A 17,311-nucleotide genomic window follows, 5' to 3' on the forward strand; every position below is an offset into this window, starting at 1 on the left:
AGCGAAGCTTTAATTCCTTGCCTAAGACCGATTATCTCTGGAGCAATAAGCAACGGTTATGGAGCCTTGCGCGGCTGCCGAAGAAGAGAAAGATGCGATGTCGCCGCTATTGGCGGTGTTCGTGCCTCGGCAAGGCCTGGCCGGTTGACGATCGCGTCGCGTTGCAAAAGCTATACGCGTCTGCAAACATGCCATCCCAGCAGATCAGAACGGTTCCCCGATCCTCATGGACATCAGACGCCTTAAATCCTTCATCGTGATCGTCGACAGCGGCAGCATCACGCGCGCGGCGGATCTTTTGCATATCGCCCAGCCGGCGCTCAGCCAGCAGCTGGCGGCGCTGGAGGAGCATTTCGGCCAGAAGCTTTTGATCCGCAGCCAGCAGGGCGTCAGCATGACCGATGCGGGCCATGCGGTGTATCGCCATGCCCAGATTATCCTCCGGCAGATGGAGCAGGCGCAAGCGGATGCTTCGGCGGCCGGCAATTCCCTTGCTGGGCGTGTCTCTGTCGGTCTGGTCCCTTTCAGCAGCGCTGCCACGCTGTCGGTCGACCTGTTGGCGGAGACGCGGAAGCGGCATCCCGGCATCCTGCTGCATCTGACCGAAAGTGTGGGGCAGACCTATAGCCAGATGATCATGAACGGCCGGCTGGAGATGGCCCTTCTGCATGGAACCGGGCCAATCAAAGGCGTGCGGTTCGAACCCATCCTCAGAGAAGAATTTTTCCTGGTCGCGCATCGCGATTTTGCAATCGAGGCGGATGCGAAACCTGTCTCCGTCAACGCTCTCGACGGGATACCGATGCTGCTGCCGCCGGCCTATAATTTTGTCCGCCGCGCAGTCGATACCGCCTTCACGCGCACCCGCACCAATTTGAAAGTCGTGGCGGAAGTCGAGATCGTCCGCACCCTGGGGCGCGCGGTCGGCGACGGTCTCGGCGCAACGATTATGCCGAAAGCCATCGCCGATCGCATCGTATCGGAATCAAGCGAGCCGCTGATCTGCCGGCTCGTCTCTCCGCGGATCGAGGAAACCCTGTCGCTTTGCGTTTCCGACCAGAATCCCCTGTCGGAACCGGCCCTTGCCGTCCGGGACATTCTCCTCGAGCTGACGGCGCGGCTGAAAGACTGAGGCGGGGGCTGCCGGTCAGCGCATATCCTTACAGAACTCGGCGATGCGGGCGCAGCCCTCACCGAGTTTCTCCATGCTGGTGGCGTAGGAAATGCGGAAGAAGGGGCTCATTCCGTAAGCCGCGCCTTGCACGGTCGCCACATGGTGCTCTTCCACGAGCGCCATAACGAAATCGACATCCGTTTCGATCTTTCGTCCGCCCTTGCTGGTCTTGCCGATCAGCCCTGAAATGTTGGGATAGATGTAGAAGGCGCCTTCGGGCCTGTGGCAGCGCAGCCCTTCCACCTCCGACAGTTTGCCGAGGACGAAGTCGCGTCTCTTCTTGTAGATTGCCGCCCGCTCCTTCAGGAGATCCTGAGGTCCGTCGAGCGCCGCGGTCGCGGCCGCCTGCGTCAGCGTCGCGATGCCGCCGCCGTTCTGACCGTTGACGTTGCTGATAGCTGCCATCAACTCTTTCGAGCCGGCGCAGAAACCGAGCCGCCACCCCGTCATCGCGTAAGCCTTGGAGACGCCGTTCATCGTCAGGACGCGCTCATAGAGCCTCGGCTCGACTTCCGCCATGGTGCAGAACTGGAAGTCGTCATAGACCAGGTGCTCGTAAATATCGTCGGTCATGATCCAGACGTGGGGATGGCGCAGCATGACCTCGGCGATGGCGGCCATCTCCGTCCGGGAGCAGGCTGCTCCCGTCGGATTGTTCGGGAAATTAAGGAAGAGCCATTTGGTGCGCGGCGTAATCGCCGCCTCCAGATCCTCCGGGCGCAGCTTGAAGCCGGTCTGCTCGTGGCAGGGAACCGCGACGGGCACGCCGCCGGCGAATTTGACAATATCGGCATAGCTGACCCAGGAGGGTGTCGGAATGACAACCTCGTCGCCCGGATTGCAGGTTGCGAGCATCGCATTGAAGATCACCTGCTTGCCGCCGCCCGAAACGACGATCTGGCTGGCGTCATAGTCGAGATTATTGTCACGCTTGAACTTCCTGATGATCGCGGCCTTGAGGACCGGCGTGCCGTCCATCGGCGGATATTTCGTGTCGCCCGCGAGAGCCGCCGCATGCGCCGCTTCGATGGCGTGCGCCGGCGTGGGGAAATCCGGCTCGCCGGAGGAGAGGCTGACGACTTTGATCCCTTTGGCGGCGAGCTCCCTGGCCCGCTGGGTCATGGCGGCGGATGCTGATATGGAGACGTTTTTCAGGCGGTCGGCTTTGATGGACATCGGAATGGTCCTTCGGCGAGGGATTGGAGTTATGGACCGCCCGCGGGCGATCGGCATTGAGTCATTCGGCGAGTCCGGCAGCGGGAGCGAGTGCCGCGCCCGTGGCTTCGATTTCGCCGCGAACGATGCCGGCGAGTTCGAGGGCGCCGGGTGTATCGCTGTGCACGAGGATGGAGCGCGCCGGCATGGCGATCACGGCGCCTTCGATCGTCTGGACGGTCCCATCGAGCAGGAATTGCCGCACGCGGGCGCGCACCGAGGCTTCGTCCTTGATGACGGCGCCCGGGAGCCCGCGCGCGACGAGTTTGCCGTCGGCATCATAGGCGCGGTCCGCGAGGAAAAGCGCCAGCGTCTTCAGGCGCGCGCGTCTGGCCGCCAATTCGATCTCGCTGCCCGCCGTGACGAAGACCACGAGACCGGGGTCCACGGTAGCGATCGCATCCATCATCAGGTCGGCGAGGACGGGATCGCGGTTGACCATATTGCCCATGGCTGCATGGAAGCTGATATGAGAGACGGCGACCCGCTCGCTCCTGGCGATGGCCATCAGTGCGCCGAGCTGGTAGAGCATCTGCTGGCGAAGCTCGTCTGCCGAGAACGGTATTTCGCGCCGGCCGAAGCCGAGCCGGTCGGGCAGACCGGGATGAGCGCCGATGCCGACGCCGCTCAGCTTTGCGAGCCGGACCATGCGTCCCATCGTATCGGGATCGCCGCCGTGGAAACCGCAGGCGATGTTGGCCGAGGAGACGATTTTCATCATCGCTTCGTCGTCGCACAGCCGGTAGGGACCAAATCCTTCGCCCATATCGGAATTCAGATCGATCTTCATGAGTTCCTCCTTGTGAGGGTCCTAAGCCATCGCCTTCAAAGCGCGCTTGACCATCCGGGACGTCCGTCTGACGTCGTCGACATAGCGGGCGACGGCCTGTTCGACAGCGCGCGCTTCGGCGTGTGTCGAGCGAACAAAGCTGAGGCGGGCGCCGATGCGGGCCTGTCCCAGCCGCCAGAGATCGGATTCGATCACGCCGGCGATTTTCGGATATCCGCCGGCGGTGTTCGCATCGCTCATCTGCACGATCGGTTCGCCGCCGGGCGGCACCTGGATAACGCCGGGCACGACACCGTGGGAGCGCATCTCGATGGATGCCACCGGTTTGATCGGTTCGCCTGACAAGCGGTAGCCCGTCCGGTCGCTTCGGGAGGAAATCCTCCAGGTCTGGCTCCAGAAGGCTTCGCCGTCTTTGGTGAAAAGCTCATGCTCGCCTGCCGGCAGAGCGCGGATCGGCAATACGCCATCGACCGGGGCCGGAAAGACATCGCTGAGCGCTGTCGCCGGTTCGACGACGGCGAGGCCCGTGGCCGGCAGCATGGCAATCTCCGCGTCCTCGCCGATCGCGATCCGATCGCCTTTCGCCAGTGGCCGGCCTGCATTGCCTCCGAAGCCGCCGCGTAGCGACGTGCTGCGCGAGCCCATGACGACCGGGATATCCAGGCCGCCGCCGAGCGCGACGTAGGAGCGCGCCAGCCGCGGAGGCTGCTTCAGTTCGAGAACCTGTCCGGGCTCGGCGACATAGGCGCACCAGGCAAGCCGTTCCGATCCGTCGAGATGGGGATTGCCGTCGGCGCCGGTTATGGCAAAGGCGATACGTCGCTCGAAACGCAGGCGGAACGGGAAGGTCTGCACCTCGACCACGGCAGCGTTCTCGTCGTTGCCGACGAGAATATTGCCGATCCGGACCGCAAGCGGATCCATCGCGCCGCTCGCCGATACGCCGATATCGCGATAGCCGGGACGGCCAAGGTCCTGCACGGTGTTGAAAGGGCCGCTCTCCAGGATCTCGATCATAGCTCGATCCTCGCCGGCAGGAACCGGACCGTGTCTCCCGGCGCCATCATGGCCGGGATCGGCGAGGCGGGGTCGAACATTTCAAGTGTGGCAAAGCCGATGGAATTCCAGCCGTTCGGTCCTGTCAGCATGGCGACGCCGGTCTGCATGCCGCCGATGGTCACGCAGCCCTTCGCCATCTTCAGCGAGGGGACGGTCTTCCGTGGCATGTAGATACGTGGGTCGAGACCATGCAGATATCCGAAGCCGGGAGCGCTTCCCAAAGCGAAAACACGGTAGGTCGCTTGATGATGGATACGCACCACCTCGCGATCGCTGAGGCCCGAGAGATTGCAAAGGGCCGGAAGATCGGTCGCGTGTTCGCCGCCGTAATGGACGGGGATCTCGATGGTCTTGCCATCGAGATCGATGCTCTCAGCATTCGCCCATGCCTCCAGCAGCCGTGCGACCACCGCATCGGGGTCCTCGGGCGTCTCCTTGAAAATCACCAGCAGATTGGTCATCCCGGGAATATCTTCCGCAAGATCCGCCCAGCCTTTCACAGTCTGGGAGAGAGCCCAGATCCGCCGCTGCGCGACAAGATCGAATTCACCGGGCGCCTCGAGCAGGAAGGCTCTAGCGCCGACCGAGGAAACCCTTGCCCGGCTGTTGGTGGCCGGAACGATCTCGCGTTGCGAAGCGTGCCTGTTCGTCGTGACGATCATGATGGGAACCTGATTTCGAACAGAGGATCGCCGTAGCCCACCAGCGCGCCGGGCGCGGCGAGCAGTCTGGTCATAACACCGGAAGGGTCGGCGCGAAGGGGAAGCAGCACATCCCCTACCCTGATGAAGCCGAGGATATCGGCGACGGACTGGGATCGCGGCAAATTTTGCGGCACGGCGGAGGCGGCCGGATGTTCGACGCAGAAGCGGCCCGCCATCGGCGCCGTCACGACCGTCTGTGTGGCGCGTGGCGCGCGCGGCGCTGCCTCTGTCGCGCTGATCCGCGCCTCCCCCTCCCCTGAAATGACGATGCGAAGCTGGGCGCCCGGACGGGAAATTTCCAGCCCGTCCACGCCGGCGGCCGTCAGTGCTTGGGTCAGCAGCGCGATGGTGGCCGGATCGCTGAAATCGATCGCGCTCATGCCGCCGCCCTCCGCAGCTTCAGCCATTGTTCGAGATAGTGAATGTCGGTTTCGCCGCGCGCGAAAGCATGGTCCTCGAACAGGGCGCGCAGGAAGGGAATATTGGTGGCGATGCCCTCGATCTCGGTGCCGGCAAGCGCTTCGCACATTCTGGCCATGGCTTTCGCCCGCGTCGGCGCATGCACGATCAGCTTGGCGATCAGCGAGTCGTAATAGGGCGAGACCTTATAGCCGGCATGGATATGTGTATCGACGCGGGTGCCGGGTCCTTGAGGCAAAGCCAGACGGGTGATGATGCCCGCCGACGGCAGGAAGGTGTCGGGATCTTCGGCGTTGATGCGGCATTCGAAAGAGTGGCCTTCGCAGATCACCTCGCTTTGGATGAGGTTCAGAACCTCACCCTGGGCCGCCCTTATCTGCGCCTGGACGATATCGACGCCGCTCGTCAGCTCGGTGACGGAATGCTCGACCTGAAGCCGGGTGTTCATTTCGATGAAATAGAAGGCTCCGTCCTCATAGAGGAATTCGAAGGTTCCGACGCCCCGGTAGCCGATCTGGCGGCAGGCCTCGACACAGGCCATGCCGACCGGCCGGATGATATCGGATGCGATTCCAGGCGCCGGCGCCTCCTCCACAACCTTCTGATGGCGGCGCTGCATCGAGCAGTCTCGATGCCCCAGCCATACGGTGTTGCCGTGGTCGTCGCAAAGTACCTGTATTTCGATGTGGCGCGGATGCCCCAGGAATTTTTCCATGTAGAGTGAGGGCGATCCGAAAGCCTTGCGGGCTTCTTCCCCGGTCAGCGCGATTGCTTCATGCAACTGGTCGGCCTTCGGAACGACGCGCATGCCGCGGCCGCCGCCGCCGCCTGATGCCTTGATGATGACGGGATAGCCGATCTCCAGCGCGAGCTGCTCGACCGATGCGGGATCATCGGGCAGCGCCGTGTCCGGCCCGGGAACGCACGGCACGCCCGCCGCCATCATCGCCCGCTTCGCCGCGATCTTGTCGCCCATGGTCGCGATCGACGAAGCCGTCGGACCGATGAAGACCAGCCCTGCCTTTTCGACAGCGTCGGCGAATGCCGCATTTTCCGACAGAAACCCGTAACCGGGATGGATGGCGCCTGCGCCGGTCAGGCGCGCCGCGAGAAGAATGGCATCCTGATTGAGGTAGCTTTTCGCCGCGCTCGACGGGCCGATGCAGAGAAAGCTGTCGGCGGTGCTGCCGTAGGGTGCTTCCCTGTCCGCCTCGGAGCAGATGGCGATCGTCTTGAGGCCGAGCTCGCGACAGGCGCGCTGGATCCGTGCTGCGATCTCGCCGCGATTGGCGATGAGGACGGTATCGAAGCGGCGCCGTGAGACAGCGGATTGTTCAGTTGATTCCGGCATCAGGCAATCTCCGCCAGCAGGTCGCCGGTCTCGACCTCGCCGCCGTCTATTTCGGTCAGGCGCATGATGCGCCCGGCCCGCGGTGCGGTGATCGTGTTGAAAACCTTCATGGCCTCGATGATGAAGAGCGTCTGCCCCTCCTCCACCGCGTCTCCGATCGCGACAAATGGCGGTTCCCCGGGCGCCGGGGCCTTGTGGAGAACGCCGAAAACAGGCGCCGTCACCGCATGGGAGGTTTGCTCGACGCCGCCCGAGAGCGCACCGGCGATCGGTCTCGGCTTTCGCTCGGGTTTGGCGACAGCCTCCTGGCTCGCTGCCGTTCGGAAAATCCGAACCGTCAAGTCCTTTTCCGTCACGGTCAGCTCGGTAATATTGGATCGTCCGACAAAGTCGATCAGCGTCTTGATCTTCGAGAGGTCCATGTGCGTGCTCGGAATTTCAAAATACCACCGCGCATAGCCGAAGTTTCAGATCGCCCGGTGTTGTGATTTCGTAGCACGACGGGCGGATTGATGGGGTCAGACGAAGTTTTGATGGAGCGCAGTCCGCGCCCTGTGGGGACATGGCGCCGGATGCCGTTATGGCAGCCGGCGCTGAGACAAAAGCGCTTAAGTCCTGTACGCCCTCAATCCGCCATCGATAGCGGCGGCCTCGACGTCAGACAAGTTTGAATGTTTTTCGTGTCGCTTCAACTTTGCCCTTCATGTCATCCAGTTTTATGGCAATCCAGAACTCAGTTTTTTCGTCGAATGGGCCGGCATCTAGTTCCGGTTTAACAACGAGCGACAACACTTTGTCTGTGCTCGTCGCAGAGCCATCGGTATCTATTTTGATTTTATAGATTTCTTTCTTGTCGCTGGCAGTTGGGTTTGAAACGTCGTCACTCCCGTCTGGCTGAGTAGAGATATAGACATATATCTTGTTGCTGAGACCGGAGCCTATTATTTTAAAGGGCGTTCGAACAAGCAATGGAGCAACGACGGTCTCCGGCTCGAGGCGCTCGATTTTAACTTTAGGGTTTGCGGCGGGCATATGATCCTCCCTCATCCGTCTTTAACTTGAATTACTCGTTATCGCCTGATCTTCGAGGAATGAACCCACCTGATCTTGACATCACGCCACCGGAGCGGGACAGGGCCCCGCCCGATCTGGACATTGCGCTGCTCGCCATCCCTCGGGGGTCAGAGGAAACCTCGGCCGACAGAAGGATTTGCTCGAGGGTTCCTGTTTCAGCATCGAGTCTCATCGAGACGTCGCCCTTGTCATAAATCCAGACCCTGATGTCCTTGGCGAGTGCTCCGAATTGGGAACCAAGGCCGGTTCGCGCACTCGAACCAGGAGCCCGATACAATCTGTCATACTCAATATCGCCATCCACGTTCCTCGGCGGCGGATCGTCAGGATCGGCTCCCGGGCCGTGGACAACGAAGATCGCTGGTCGACCAAGTTCAACGAACGCCCCCTCGAACGAGAAAGCGAAGATTCGCGCCAGAACCGCGTCGGCTGCACCAAGCTGGTCTCTCAGAAAATTATTTCTTCCCGCTATTGGTACGCTTAGATTCTGATAAATGGGGCCTCCTCTAAGGATCAGATCGCTCAGCGGACGTCCGAACAGATGTATCGATGATATGCCTAGTAAAGTTTCATTGTCTGCCACTTCTCCCTCCATCTCTGTGATTATTGGCTTCTAGCTAATGTCGACAGCAGAACTTTCTCGCGATAGCTCATCTTCGGAAGATTCAGATGATCTCTCGGCAGCAAGATTCGCGCAGAGTGAAAATGGCTGCGATGCTCGCTACCCTTGAGGTGCGCGCCGGCGTGTAGCTTGCCGATCGCCCGTTGCCCGAAATTTCCGGTGATGATCCCCGCGAATTGGCCGCGAGTTTCCTTTCGATCAACTGCAAGCATTGTTTCCGCGACGTCGCCGTAGTCCAAAAAGTCGGGAGCAAGGGTCCACAAGGTTTCCGCCAGATACGTGCCGGCGATGTCTCGTGCATCGAGCAGCGCTTCGACAAATCCATCCGGATTCCGCGCAAAAGCGCGGTCGAAAGCGAGCTGTACGGGCGCCTCGGCAGTCGGGTCGAACTCGGCAATATCCGAGAGATCTTCGACGTCCCGGGAGATGAGGCCTCGCGCCACAAGGCTCTCGTGAAAGATATCGACGAGTATATCGAATACCGCACCGGTGAGTGGCTGGGAGAGCTCGTGTTCGTCCTTCCAGGCACGCGTGAATTCGGCCATCGTCCGTTTGTTGTTTGCCGAACGAATCTGACGATGCGGCGAGAATTCCGAAAAGCGTGCGAGGCGATTTGCCCGGTAAAGGTTGCCGCGCGTCTCCTCGAGTACATTCTCGATCACCGACGGAAAATGCATGGCCGCGATCAGCGACACGCAGTCTGAGAAGGACTCCTGGAAGCCGAGATATTCCGGATACTCGGTTCCCGGGCGCGGTACGCCGAGGACGCTGAAGATGATCGCGTGCCCCACCTCATGGGCGATGACGTCGAAATCCAGGCTGAAGGGAAGGATGCGCCCATCCTTCTCGAACTGGCTGCCGACTTCAAGGAAGCCGTAGCCGTACTGGGCGTTGTCCCACTGCGGCAAAATGGAGATTTCCAACCGGTCATAGTGATCGCGAAAATGCCACGTAAGCGGCTGGCCGAGATAACGCTCCCAAACATCGAGTGTGAACCGTACGCAGCCGAAGACATGCGCGGCTTCGAAAGCGGGCATCGAAGGTCGGAGATGGTCGAAATTGCCGCGCTCATCGGGAGCGGCCGGCTCGAGGATTTTGCCCGTCCAGGGCGGAAGGGACATATACGGCGTCCCGAGCGGGCCGTGGTTTACGCCATAGGGAGAGATTTTGCCGACCGGTTTGACAACAAACATGTAATCGTCGGCCGGACCAGCGGTCAGGCTGCCCAACGGAGACGACACTTCGACAATCTCGGGACTTGATCGAGCATCTTCAAACGGAGGCTGCACAAAAAGTCTGAACCGGGTGCCCATCCGCTCCCCCCTCAAAAGACTTTCTTGATTGCCAGTTTAAGTTGACATTCGGCGCTCGTGGCAGATTTAGCAAGTAATAAAATGGTATTAGTGACGTTGTTCAGACAGTGAAACCAGTTTCAAATAGCGCGGGTGACTGCGAATGGGATCGAGATCGGAATCATTCTTGAACCATAGCCGCATTTCGATGCCGACTTGCGGCATCCAGACTTCAAGCAAGTCTATCGCCCGATCGATCTCGCCAAGCAGTGCATAGGTGCAGGCGGCGTTGTACTGAATGTTTATATCATCGGGATCCGTCGCCAGGGAGCGCGCCAACCATTCCAGCGCGGTGTCGCGAACACCGAGGAAGGCCAACGCTGTCGCTCCCAGGCAGGCAACATTGGCATTCTCCGGATGGAGCCGCAGTTCCTCCTCCGCCCGTTTCAATGCGATCCTGGCATAGCTGCTGGCCTTATCTATTTGTCCGAGTGAACGTAAGACGTTCACAAGCATGATCGGTGCACCGTAGTCGGCAGGCTTGATTTCCATCGCCCGCTGAAAGTGCGTAGCCGCAAGTTCGAACTGACCTTCAGTGACGCAAAATTCGGCATAGTAGCGGTTCGCTTCGTGGCAATTGGCGTCGAGCGACAAAGCTTGCTCGAATGCGGAAGCTGCCTCGGTGCGATTGCCGGCCACCGCCAAAGCAAATCCCTTGGCAGCATAAGCCTCCGCCAGATTAGGATCGATAACGAGCGCCGTCGTCGTGTTTGCAAGAATATCTTCGACCGGAATTTCAGCGCCGAATTGAGACCGCAGGCGCGCATCGCAGACCGCGATGCCGGCATAGGCGCGGGCATAACCCGGATCCAGTTCGATGGCTCTGGCGAAGCTCTGCCTGGCCATCAGATGGTTGGAGCGTGAAGCAATATGGTAGTATTCGCGTCCTCGGAGGAAATGCGTATAGGCTTCAACGCTCTCTGTCGGCGCCTGCTCGATTGCCCTCTTCTCCTCCGGCAGCAGCTTGACCTTGAGCTGCCCGACGATTGCCTTGACGATCTCGTCCTGCATTTCGAAAATGTCGGTCAAATCGCGGTCGTAACGCGCGGCCCAGACATGGCCGTCGCTGGCTGCTTCAATCAATTCCGCATTGATCCGCACGTGGTTGCCTGCCTTGCGGACGCTGCCCTCCACGATATAGGCAACGCCGAGTTCGGCAGCGATACGTTGGAGGTTTTCGCTCCGGCCTTTCCACGTAAAGACAGTGTTGCGGCTTAGTACGAACAGGCCTGAAACATTCGATAGATCAGTGATGAGATCTTCGGTGATGCCGTCGCTGAAGAAATCCTGCTCGGGATCGTTGCTGATGTTGGCGAATGGCAGAACCGCAACCGAGGGCTTGTTGACGGGCGCCCGTGTGTGTCCGCCTGCGGTAAGCGGAACCTCTTCACTGGAGGGGGCATTGCCCCAATCGGCCAAATAGACATGGACCGGTCGGGATATATTCTTGACGGTCATGGCGCCCTGGTCTGCGAAACCGAGGCCGAGCTTGTTGGCGACTTCGTGGCGCACGGCCGCCGAACAGGCGATACCGCCAGGGGCCGCAAGAGCTTGCAGCCGGACTGCGACATTAATGCCGTCTCCATGAAAGTCATCCTCATCGAAGACGATGTCGCCGAGATTCAAGCCTATGCGGAACGCAAAATGCCTGTCCGCCGGAATCCCTATGTTGCGCTCCAGCATGCCGCGCTGGATCTCGACAGCGCAGCGTGCCGCACTCAGCACGCTGCCGAACTCGACCAGGAAACCATCGCCCATGACCTTGATTATATGTCCGCCATGGGTTGCGACAGCAGGATCGAAGAGTTCCCGGCGATGCTGACGAAGGGCGTTGAGCGTCTCCTCTTCGTTGGCTTCGAGGAGACGGCTATAGCCCACCACATCGGCAGCCAGAATAGCCGCCAGCCGACGTTCAACAAGCTCTGCACACATGCCCGTCTCCCCAACGCGCTGGTGGCAATACTATTCAGTTCAAGAAGCTGGACAGTAATGTTGCCGGACGATTGTATTACTGACAACTAAAATCTCCCGCGCGGCTGTAAGAACCGCCGGAACCGCTTGATGGATTATAGTGGAACTTCAGAATTGATGGTGCGGCCCCTGATTACGGGAGGCCGCGGGTTCCGGCATCGTCAAGTCTTCGCAGCGGCGATGCTCTCCCGCAGGATAAGCCTGCTGCGGATGACGGTACGCAGCGTTGCCGGGTTTTGCGCCCGGCCAATGGTGTCGAGCAAGAGTTCCACCGCCGCGCGGCCCATCTCTTCCACCGGCTGCTCGATCGTCGAGAGTGGCGGCGCGGAGAATTCGCAGACCGGGGAGCCGTCGAAGGAGATGACCGACAGATCGTCGGGAATGCGCAAGCCTGCACGCTTGATGCGGCTGATGAATGAAATGGCCATGTCATCGCTGGTGGCGATAACCGCCGTTGGTTTTTCGGCTAGCTTCGTGAAATCGTCCGCCGCCTGAACGCCGATGTCGAAGCCGTGTTGATAATCGAGGCGACCGCCCGAGCGACGCACTGCCTGCTGTGGCAGGCCCGCTGCATCGAGCGCCTCGAGCACGCCGCCATAGCGCTCGACATCGTGATAATTGCCTTCAGGGCCTGCAAGATAGAGGAACCGCCGATGCCCCAGCCGGACCAACTCGGCCGTGACGTCGCGCACAGCCTCGCGATCGTTGGTAACGACGCTCTGCAGGCCCGCATCGCTCATGTCGAGCAGCATCGACACGATCGGCAGGCCGGAATTTGCCAGCGAACGCCCGTCGACCTCCGGAAGCTTCGACGACAGGATGATGGCGCCGCGCACGCTGCCGCCGAAGGCGAGATCGAGAATGTGCCGCTCGGAGGCCTCGTCGCGATCAAGGTTGGCGATCATCAGGTTATAGCCGCCCTGGATCAGCGTCTTGTTGATGCTCTGCAGGACCTGAGGAATGATCTGGGAGACGCCATAATAAAGCGACCCCGGCAGGATGATCATGATGATGTTGGATTTTCCGACCCTCAGGCCGCGTGCCATTGCGTTCGGCGTGTAGCCGAGTTGCCTGGCGGCCGCATTGATCTTGGCACGGGTCTTCTCGTTGACCCGTCCGGGATTGGCAAGCGCCCGGCTGACCGTCGATATTGCGACACCGGCGAGCCGCGCGACATCAGCCATCAAAGCGCCAGACGGCTCTTCTCCCGCCACATCCTTGTTTTTATTCACCTTTAATTCCGTCCTCCCGGATGCTTCGATTTGCAATTCTAAGGCAGGTGACGGTTTATAGCAAACGTTTGCCAAAAATCGCTTGCTTAAAAAACCAGCTTGGCTATCATTTGGGCATGGCAAACGATTGCCGTCTCTTAATGCATTGAAAATGCACGACGTATTGAATGCGGAGCCGCTGTTTCGCATGCAGATAGCATCGTGCCTTGAGAATGGATAGGTTATGGCCACTGACGACAGACTACGCTTCGGTGTCGATCTCGTGACGTTCTTCCATCCCGGCTTCTGGGGCGTCGGCAGCCATGATGCGATTGTCGACCATGCGCGCGCCGCGCCGCGCGCCTTCTGGGACAAAATCCTCGACAGCGTCCAGGCTTCCGGCGTCACCGGCGTCGAGGTGACCTTCTCTCCCTTTAACTGGCAGGACGCGATCCAGACCTACGGTTCGATCGATGGCTTTGCCGCCGAACTGGCAAGGCGCGGGCTGACGCTTTGCAGCGGCTTCTTCGCAGAGCTCGAGGCAGCGGGAGACTTTACCGACCCTGAAGCCCAGCGCGCTTTGATCGACAAGGCGGAACGATATGCCGATTTCCTGAAGGCCTGCGGCAGCGATATCATGGTGATCGGCGCCCCCCTGCGCCAGACGCTCGGCGCCCAGCCGGTGCAGTTCCATGACTTCGACCATGCCAAGGCAATCGCGGATTTCCTCAACCGGCTCGGCGCGACCCTCCATGCCAGAGGCGTCCGGCTCGCGCTGCACACGGAGGCGCACTCGGTCTTTGCCGCCGCGCGCGACGTCGACCTGATGATGTTGCTGACCGATCCGGCCTATGTGCATATGTGCCCCGACACGGCCCACATCATCGTTGCCGGCTCCGACCCCGTCCAGCTCGTCGACCGCCATCATCAGCGCATGATCATCGCCCATTGGAAGGACGCGATCGGCCCGATGCCTGCCGACACCCCGATCGACAAGCACATCCACGAACGCCACCAGCCCTATTTCTGCGGCTTCGGCCTCGGACGGGTCGACTGGCCGGCCTGGATCCGGCTGCTGCGCGACCGGGCCTATGAAGGCTGGGCGATCCTTGAACTCGATGCCGCGCCGGATCCGGTCCGCGACATCGCTAACGGGCTCACGCTCGTCCGGCAGGCACTCCTGCCGATCTACCGCTGATATCATTCCGAAGACGACAAACGCCCCGCCAAGAGGGCATTTTCAAGAGGTGGAACATATGACGACCATGATGAAGTTTTTTCTTGCCGGTGTGGCTTTCGCCGGTCTCTTCGCCGCGGCGCATGCCGAGGACAAGCCGACGATCGAGATCATGTCGTCCTGGACATCGGGCGGCGAAGCCGCAGCCCTCAACGTCATCAAGACGGAGTTCGAAAAGCGCGGCGGCGTCTGGAAGGATTCCTCGATCGCCGGTTTCGGCGCGGCCGACGCGGCTTTTCAGAACCGTATCGTTGCCGGTGATGCGCCCGGCGCCAAGCAGGGCGTCATCGGCCTTGCCGCCGCCGATTTCGTCAGCCAGGGCCTGTTCAATTCGATCGACGACGTGGCCGCCGCCGGCAAGTGGGCCGACGCCCTGCCGAAATCGATCCATGACCTCATTTCCTATGACGACAAGGTCTATCTCGCGCCGACCGGCGCGCATGGCGAAAGCTGGGTCTTCTATTCCAAGGAGGCCTTCGACAAGGCTGGGATTGCGCAGGAACCGAAGAGCTGGGACGAGTTTTTCGCCGATCTCGACAAGCTGAAGGCCGCCGGCATCATCCCGGTCGCCTGGGGCGGCCAGCCCTGGCAGCAGACGAAGGTCTTCAACATGATCCTGCTTTCGCAGGTCGGCATCGACGGCTTCCTCAAGATCTATGTCGATAAGGACAAGAGCGAAGCGTCTGTCGCCGGCATCAAGAAGACGCTTGAAATCCTCGGCAAGCTGCGCGGCTATGTCGATGCGGGTGCTGCGGGCCGCAACTGGAATGATGCGACCGCCATGCTGATCACCGCCAAGGCCGGCGTGCAGTTCATGGGCGACTGGGCCAAGGGCGAATTCACCGTCGCCGGCAAGGAACCGGGCAAGGATTATGGCTGCATGATCGCTCCTGAATCCAAGGGCATGGTCTACATCGCCGACGCCCTCTGGTTCCCCAAGACCGGCAATGGCCAGACCGACAAGGCGCAGAAGCTTCTTGCCGAGGTCGTGATGGACCCGACCGTCCAGGTCGAATTCGCCCTTAAGAAGGGCTCGGTCCCGATGCGCGCCGATGTCGATAAGTCGAAGCTTGATGCCTGCGCCCAGAAGGGTGCGGAGCTGATGGCTGCCGGCGCGATCGTACCGGATCAGGCGATCGTGCTCACGCCGCAGCAGGTCGGCGCGCTCGACGATTTCGTCGACGAATATTGGAGCGGCGGCTCGAACGACGCGGCGGCTGCGGCCGAGAACTTTTTCGCCACCTTCGAGTAGGATCGTGCCCGTGGCGTCGGATTGATCCCGACGCCACTACTGGCCGGCCGCCGCGCTCGCGGGGCGGCGCGTGTTCCGCTTTCCACCGTCAATGAGCTGGCCGATGCCCGTCAAACGCAAGCGCAATCTTTCCGCGACCATCGCCCTCTTGCCGACATGGTTCGCCGCGGTCGTGGTCTTCATCGGCACGATGGCCTGGTCGATCCGGCTGTCCTTTACCAATTCCACGCTCTTTCCATCTTCGACCTATGTCGGCTTCGCGCAATATTCCAAGCTCTTCGCCTCGGCCAAATGGCTCGCCTCGCTGCAAAACGTCTTGATCTTCGGCGTACTCTATGTGTCGGGCTGTCTGGTGCTCGGCTTCCTGCTGGCCGCCGCCCTCGATCGCAAGATCCGCTTGGAAAGCGCCTTCAGGACGATCTTTCTCTATCCCTACGCCATGTCCTTCGTGGTGACCGGGCTGATCTGGCAATGGATGCTCAATCCGACGCTCGGCATTCAGGCGAGCATGCGTTCGCTCGGCTGGGAAGGCTTCGTCCTCGACTGGGTAGTCAATCGGGACATGGCGATCTATGCGCTGGTGCTTGCCGGCGTATGGCAGGGCGCCGGGCTCGTCATGGTGATTGCGCTCGCCGGCATACGCGGCATCGAGGCCGAGCAATGGAAAGCGGCGCGCATTGACGGCATTCCCGTCTGGCGCATCTATGTCTCAATCATCCTGCCCCAGCTCGGACCGGCGCTTGCCGCTGCCGGCATGCTGCTCGCCATGGGTGTGATCAAGACCTACGACATCGTCGTCGCCATGACCAACGGCGGCCCCGGCAATGCCACCGAAGTGCCGGCGAAATTCATCATGGATAATCTGTTCGGGCGCCAGAATCTCGGCCTTGCCACAGCAGGCGCGACGGTGCTGGTCCTTGGCGTCATCATCGCCGTCGCGCCGTTCCGCTACGCGATGCACATGCGCAACCAGGCAAAGGGTGGGGCGTGATGAACCAGCCTCACCCGAATGGGCCGAAGCCGGCACGGATCACCGCGGGACGCATCGGCCTTTATACCTTCCTGGTCGCCGCCGCCCTTTTCTTCCTGCTGCCGCTCTATACGATGGTCGTCACTTCGCTGAAGTCGATGGACGAAATCCGACTCGGGCAGATATTTGCCCTGCCCGCCACGCTCGATTTCTCCGCCTGGGTGACAGCCTGGTCGGGCGCCTGCATGGGAACTGTCTGCGTCGGCATTCGCAGCGGCTTCTGGAATTCGGTGGCGATCACCGTTCCCGCCGTCGCGATCTCGGTCTTCATCGGCGCCGTCAACGGCTATGCGTTGTCGCTCTGGCGGCCGCGCGGGGCGAATGCGCTCTTTGGCCTGTTAATGGCCGGTGGTCTCATCCCCTATCAGATCTTCCTCTATCCGATGGTCCGGGGCATGGCGAATATCGGCCTCTACAATTCACTCGCCGGCATCATTCTCGTCCACGTCATCTTCGGTCTGCCGCTGGTGACGCTGCTCTTCCGCAACTATTTCGTCAGCGTGCCGGAGGAGCTCTGCAAGGCCGCGCGCGTCGACGGCGCCGGTTTCTGGCGCATCTTCTTCGAAATCATGCTGCCGATCGCCGTGCCGATGGTCGTCGTCGTCTCCATGCTGCAGTTCACCGGCATCTGGAACGACTTCCTGCTCGGTCTCGTCTTCGCCGGCCGCGACAACCTGCCGATGACCGTGCAGCTCAACAATATCGTCAATACCACGATGGGCGAGCGCACCTACAATGTGAACATGGCGGCGACGATTCTCACCGCCATCGTCCCTCTCGCCATCTATTTTCTGTCCGGCCGCTGGTTCGTGCGCGGCATCGCCGCCGGCGCAGTCAAGGGGTAACGCT

17 protein-coding genes are annotated in these 17,311 nt (G+C 60.9%); 5 read left to right on the forward strand and 12 right to left on the reverse strand.

Annotation, left to right across the window (positions count from 1 at the left end):
- Positions 1-226 precede the first annotated feature (226 nt).
- Positions 227-1,132 (forward strand): nitrogen assimilation transcriptional regulator NAC, encoded by a 906-nt coding sequence (gene nac / locus J7U39_RS29275; protein ID WP_210633472.1) that lies wholly within the window; start codon positions 227-229, stop codon positions 1,130-1,132.
- A 15-nt stretch (positions 1,133-1,147) separates the two neighbouring features.
- Here nac and J7U39_RS29280 read toward each other — a convergent pair whose 3' ends face one another.
- The 12 genes from J7U39_RS29280 to J7U39_RS29335 form a co-directional block, all read right to left on the reverse strand.
- The gene (locus tag J7U39_RS29280) at positions 1,148-2,350 is read right to left on the reverse strand and encodes a pyridoxal phosphate-dependent aminotransferase (RefSeq protein ID WP_210633473.1); all 1,203 of its coding nucleotides are present in this window, start codon (positions 2,348-2,350) and stop codon (positions 1,148-1,150) included.
- 61 nt (positions 2,351-2,411) lie between these two features.
- Positions 2,412-3,179, reverse strand: coding sequence for a 5-oxoprolinase subunit PxpA (locus J7U39_RS29285; protein ID WP_210633474.1), 768 nt, complete (start codon positions 3,177-3,179; stop codon positions 2,412-2,414).
- A 21-nt stretch (positions 3,180-3,200) separates the two neighbouring features.
- Positions 3,201-4,196 (reverse strand): biotin-dependent carboxyltransferase family protein, encoded by a 996-nt coding sequence (locus tag J7U39_RS29290; protein WP_210633475.1) that lies wholly within the window; start codon positions 4,194-4,196, stop codon positions 3,201-3,203.
- Positions 4,193-4,900: a 5-oxoprolinase subunit PxpB gene (gene pxpB, locus J7U39_RS29295; RefSeq protein ID WP_210633476.1), complete on the reverse strand. Its 708-nt coding sequence runs from the start codon at positions 4,898-4,900 to the stop codon at positions 4,193-4,195. Before pxpB ends, J7U39_RS29290 begins: the two co-directional genes overlap by 4 nt.
- On the reverse strand, positions 4,897-5,322 hold the full coding sequence (locus J7U39_RS29300) for an acetyl-CoA carboxylase (protein ID WP_210633477.1): 426 nt from the start codon (positions 5,320-5,322) through the stop codon (positions 4,897-4,899). The genes pxpB and J7U39_RS29300 overlap by 4 nt, the downstream gene beginning before the upstream one ends.
- Entirely contained in the window at positions 5,319-6,713 is a 1,395-nt protein-coding gene (locus J7U39_RS29305) for an acetyl-CoA carboxylase biotin carboxylase subunit (RefSeq protein ID WP_210633478.1), read from the reverse strand. Before J7U39_RS29305 ends, J7U39_RS29300 begins: the two co-directional genes overlap by 4 nt.
- A complete protein-coding gene (locus J7U39_RS29310) occupies positions 6,713-7,135 on the reverse strand; it encodes a biotin/lipoyl-containing protein (protein ID WP_210633479.1) in 423 nt (140 codons plus the stop codon). Before J7U39_RS29310 ends, J7U39_RS29305 begins: the two co-directional genes overlap by 1 nt.
- A 235-nt stretch (positions 7,136-7,370) precedes the next feature.
- On the reverse strand, positions 7,371-7,745 hold the full coding sequence (locus J7U39_RS29315; RefSeq protein ID WP_210633480.1) for a hypothetical protein: 375 nt from the start codon (positions 7,743-7,745) through the stop codon (positions 7,371-7,373).
- A gap of 31 nt (positions 7,746-7,776) precedes the next feature.
- Complete coding sequence (locus J7U39_RS29320; RefSeq protein ID WP_210633481.1) at positions 7,777-8,382, reverse strand: hypothetical protein; 606 nt, start codon at positions 8,380-8,382, stop codon at positions 7,777-7,779.
- A gap of 8 nt (positions 8,383-8,390) precedes the next feature.
- On the reverse strand, positions 8,391-9,722 hold the full coding sequence (locus J7U39_RS29325) for a hypothetical protein (RefSeq protein ID WP_210633482.1): 1,332 nt from the start codon (positions 9,720-9,722) through the stop codon (positions 8,391-8,393).
- 87 nt (positions 9,723-9,809) lie between these two features.
- Positions 9,810-11,693, reverse strand: a complete 1,884-nt coding sequence (locus tag J7U39_RS29330) for an adenylate/guanylate cyclase domain-containing protein (RefSeq protein ID WP_210633483.1) — start codon at positions 11,691-11,693, stop codon at positions 9,810-9,812.
- Between the two features lie 200 nt (positions 11,694-11,893).
- Positions 11,894-12,964 carry a LacI family DNA-binding transcriptional regulator gene (locus J7U39_RS29335; RefSeq protein ID WP_210633544.1) on the reverse strand — a complete coding sequence of 357 codons (1,071 nt, stop codon included), beginning with the start codon at positions 12,962-12,964 and terminating at the stop codon, positions 11,894-11,896.
- Positions 12,965-13,187: 223 nt separating this feature from the next.
- On the opposite strand from J7U39_RS29335, the gene J7U39_RS29340 reads away from it, so the two are divergent.
- The 4 genes from J7U39_RS29340 to J7U39_RS29355 all read left to right on the forward strand — a co-directional run bounded on the left by J7U39_RS29340 (position 13,188) and on the right by J7U39_RS29355 (position 17,307).
- Positions 13,188-14,141 (forward strand): sugar phosphate isomerase/epimerase, encoded by a 954-nt coding sequence (locus tag J7U39_RS29340; protein ID WP_210633484.1) that lies wholly within the window; start codon positions 13,188-13,190, stop codon positions 14,139-14,141.
- A gap of 58 nt (positions 14,142-14,199) precedes the next feature.
- Positions 14,200-15,432: an ABC transporter substrate-binding protein gene (locus J7U39_RS29345; RefSeq protein ID WP_210633485.1), complete on the forward strand. Its 1,233-nt coding sequence runs from the start codon at positions 14,200-14,202 to the stop codon at positions 15,430-15,432.
- Between the two features lie 103 nt (positions 15,433-15,535).
- Positions 15,536-16,423, forward strand: a complete 888-nt coding sequence (locus tag J7U39_RS29350; RefSeq protein WP_210633486.1) for a sugar ABC transporter permease — start codon at positions 15,536-15,538, stop codon at positions 16,421-16,423.
- On the forward strand, positions 16,423-17,307 hold the full coding sequence (locus J7U39_RS29355) for a carbohydrate ABC transporter permease (RefSeq protein ID WP_210633487.1): 885 nt from the start codon (positions 16,423-16,425) through the stop codon (positions 17,305-17,307). The genes J7U39_RS29350 and J7U39_RS29355 overlap by 1 nt, the downstream gene beginning before the upstream one ends.
- Positions 17,308-17,311 lie beyond the last annotated feature (4 nt).

The sequence above is a fragment of the Rhizobium sp. NLR16a genome (assembly GCF_017948245.1).
Taxonomy (GTDB): domain Bacteria; phylum Pseudomonadota; class Alphaproteobacteria; order Rhizobiales; family Rhizobiaceae; genus Rhizobium.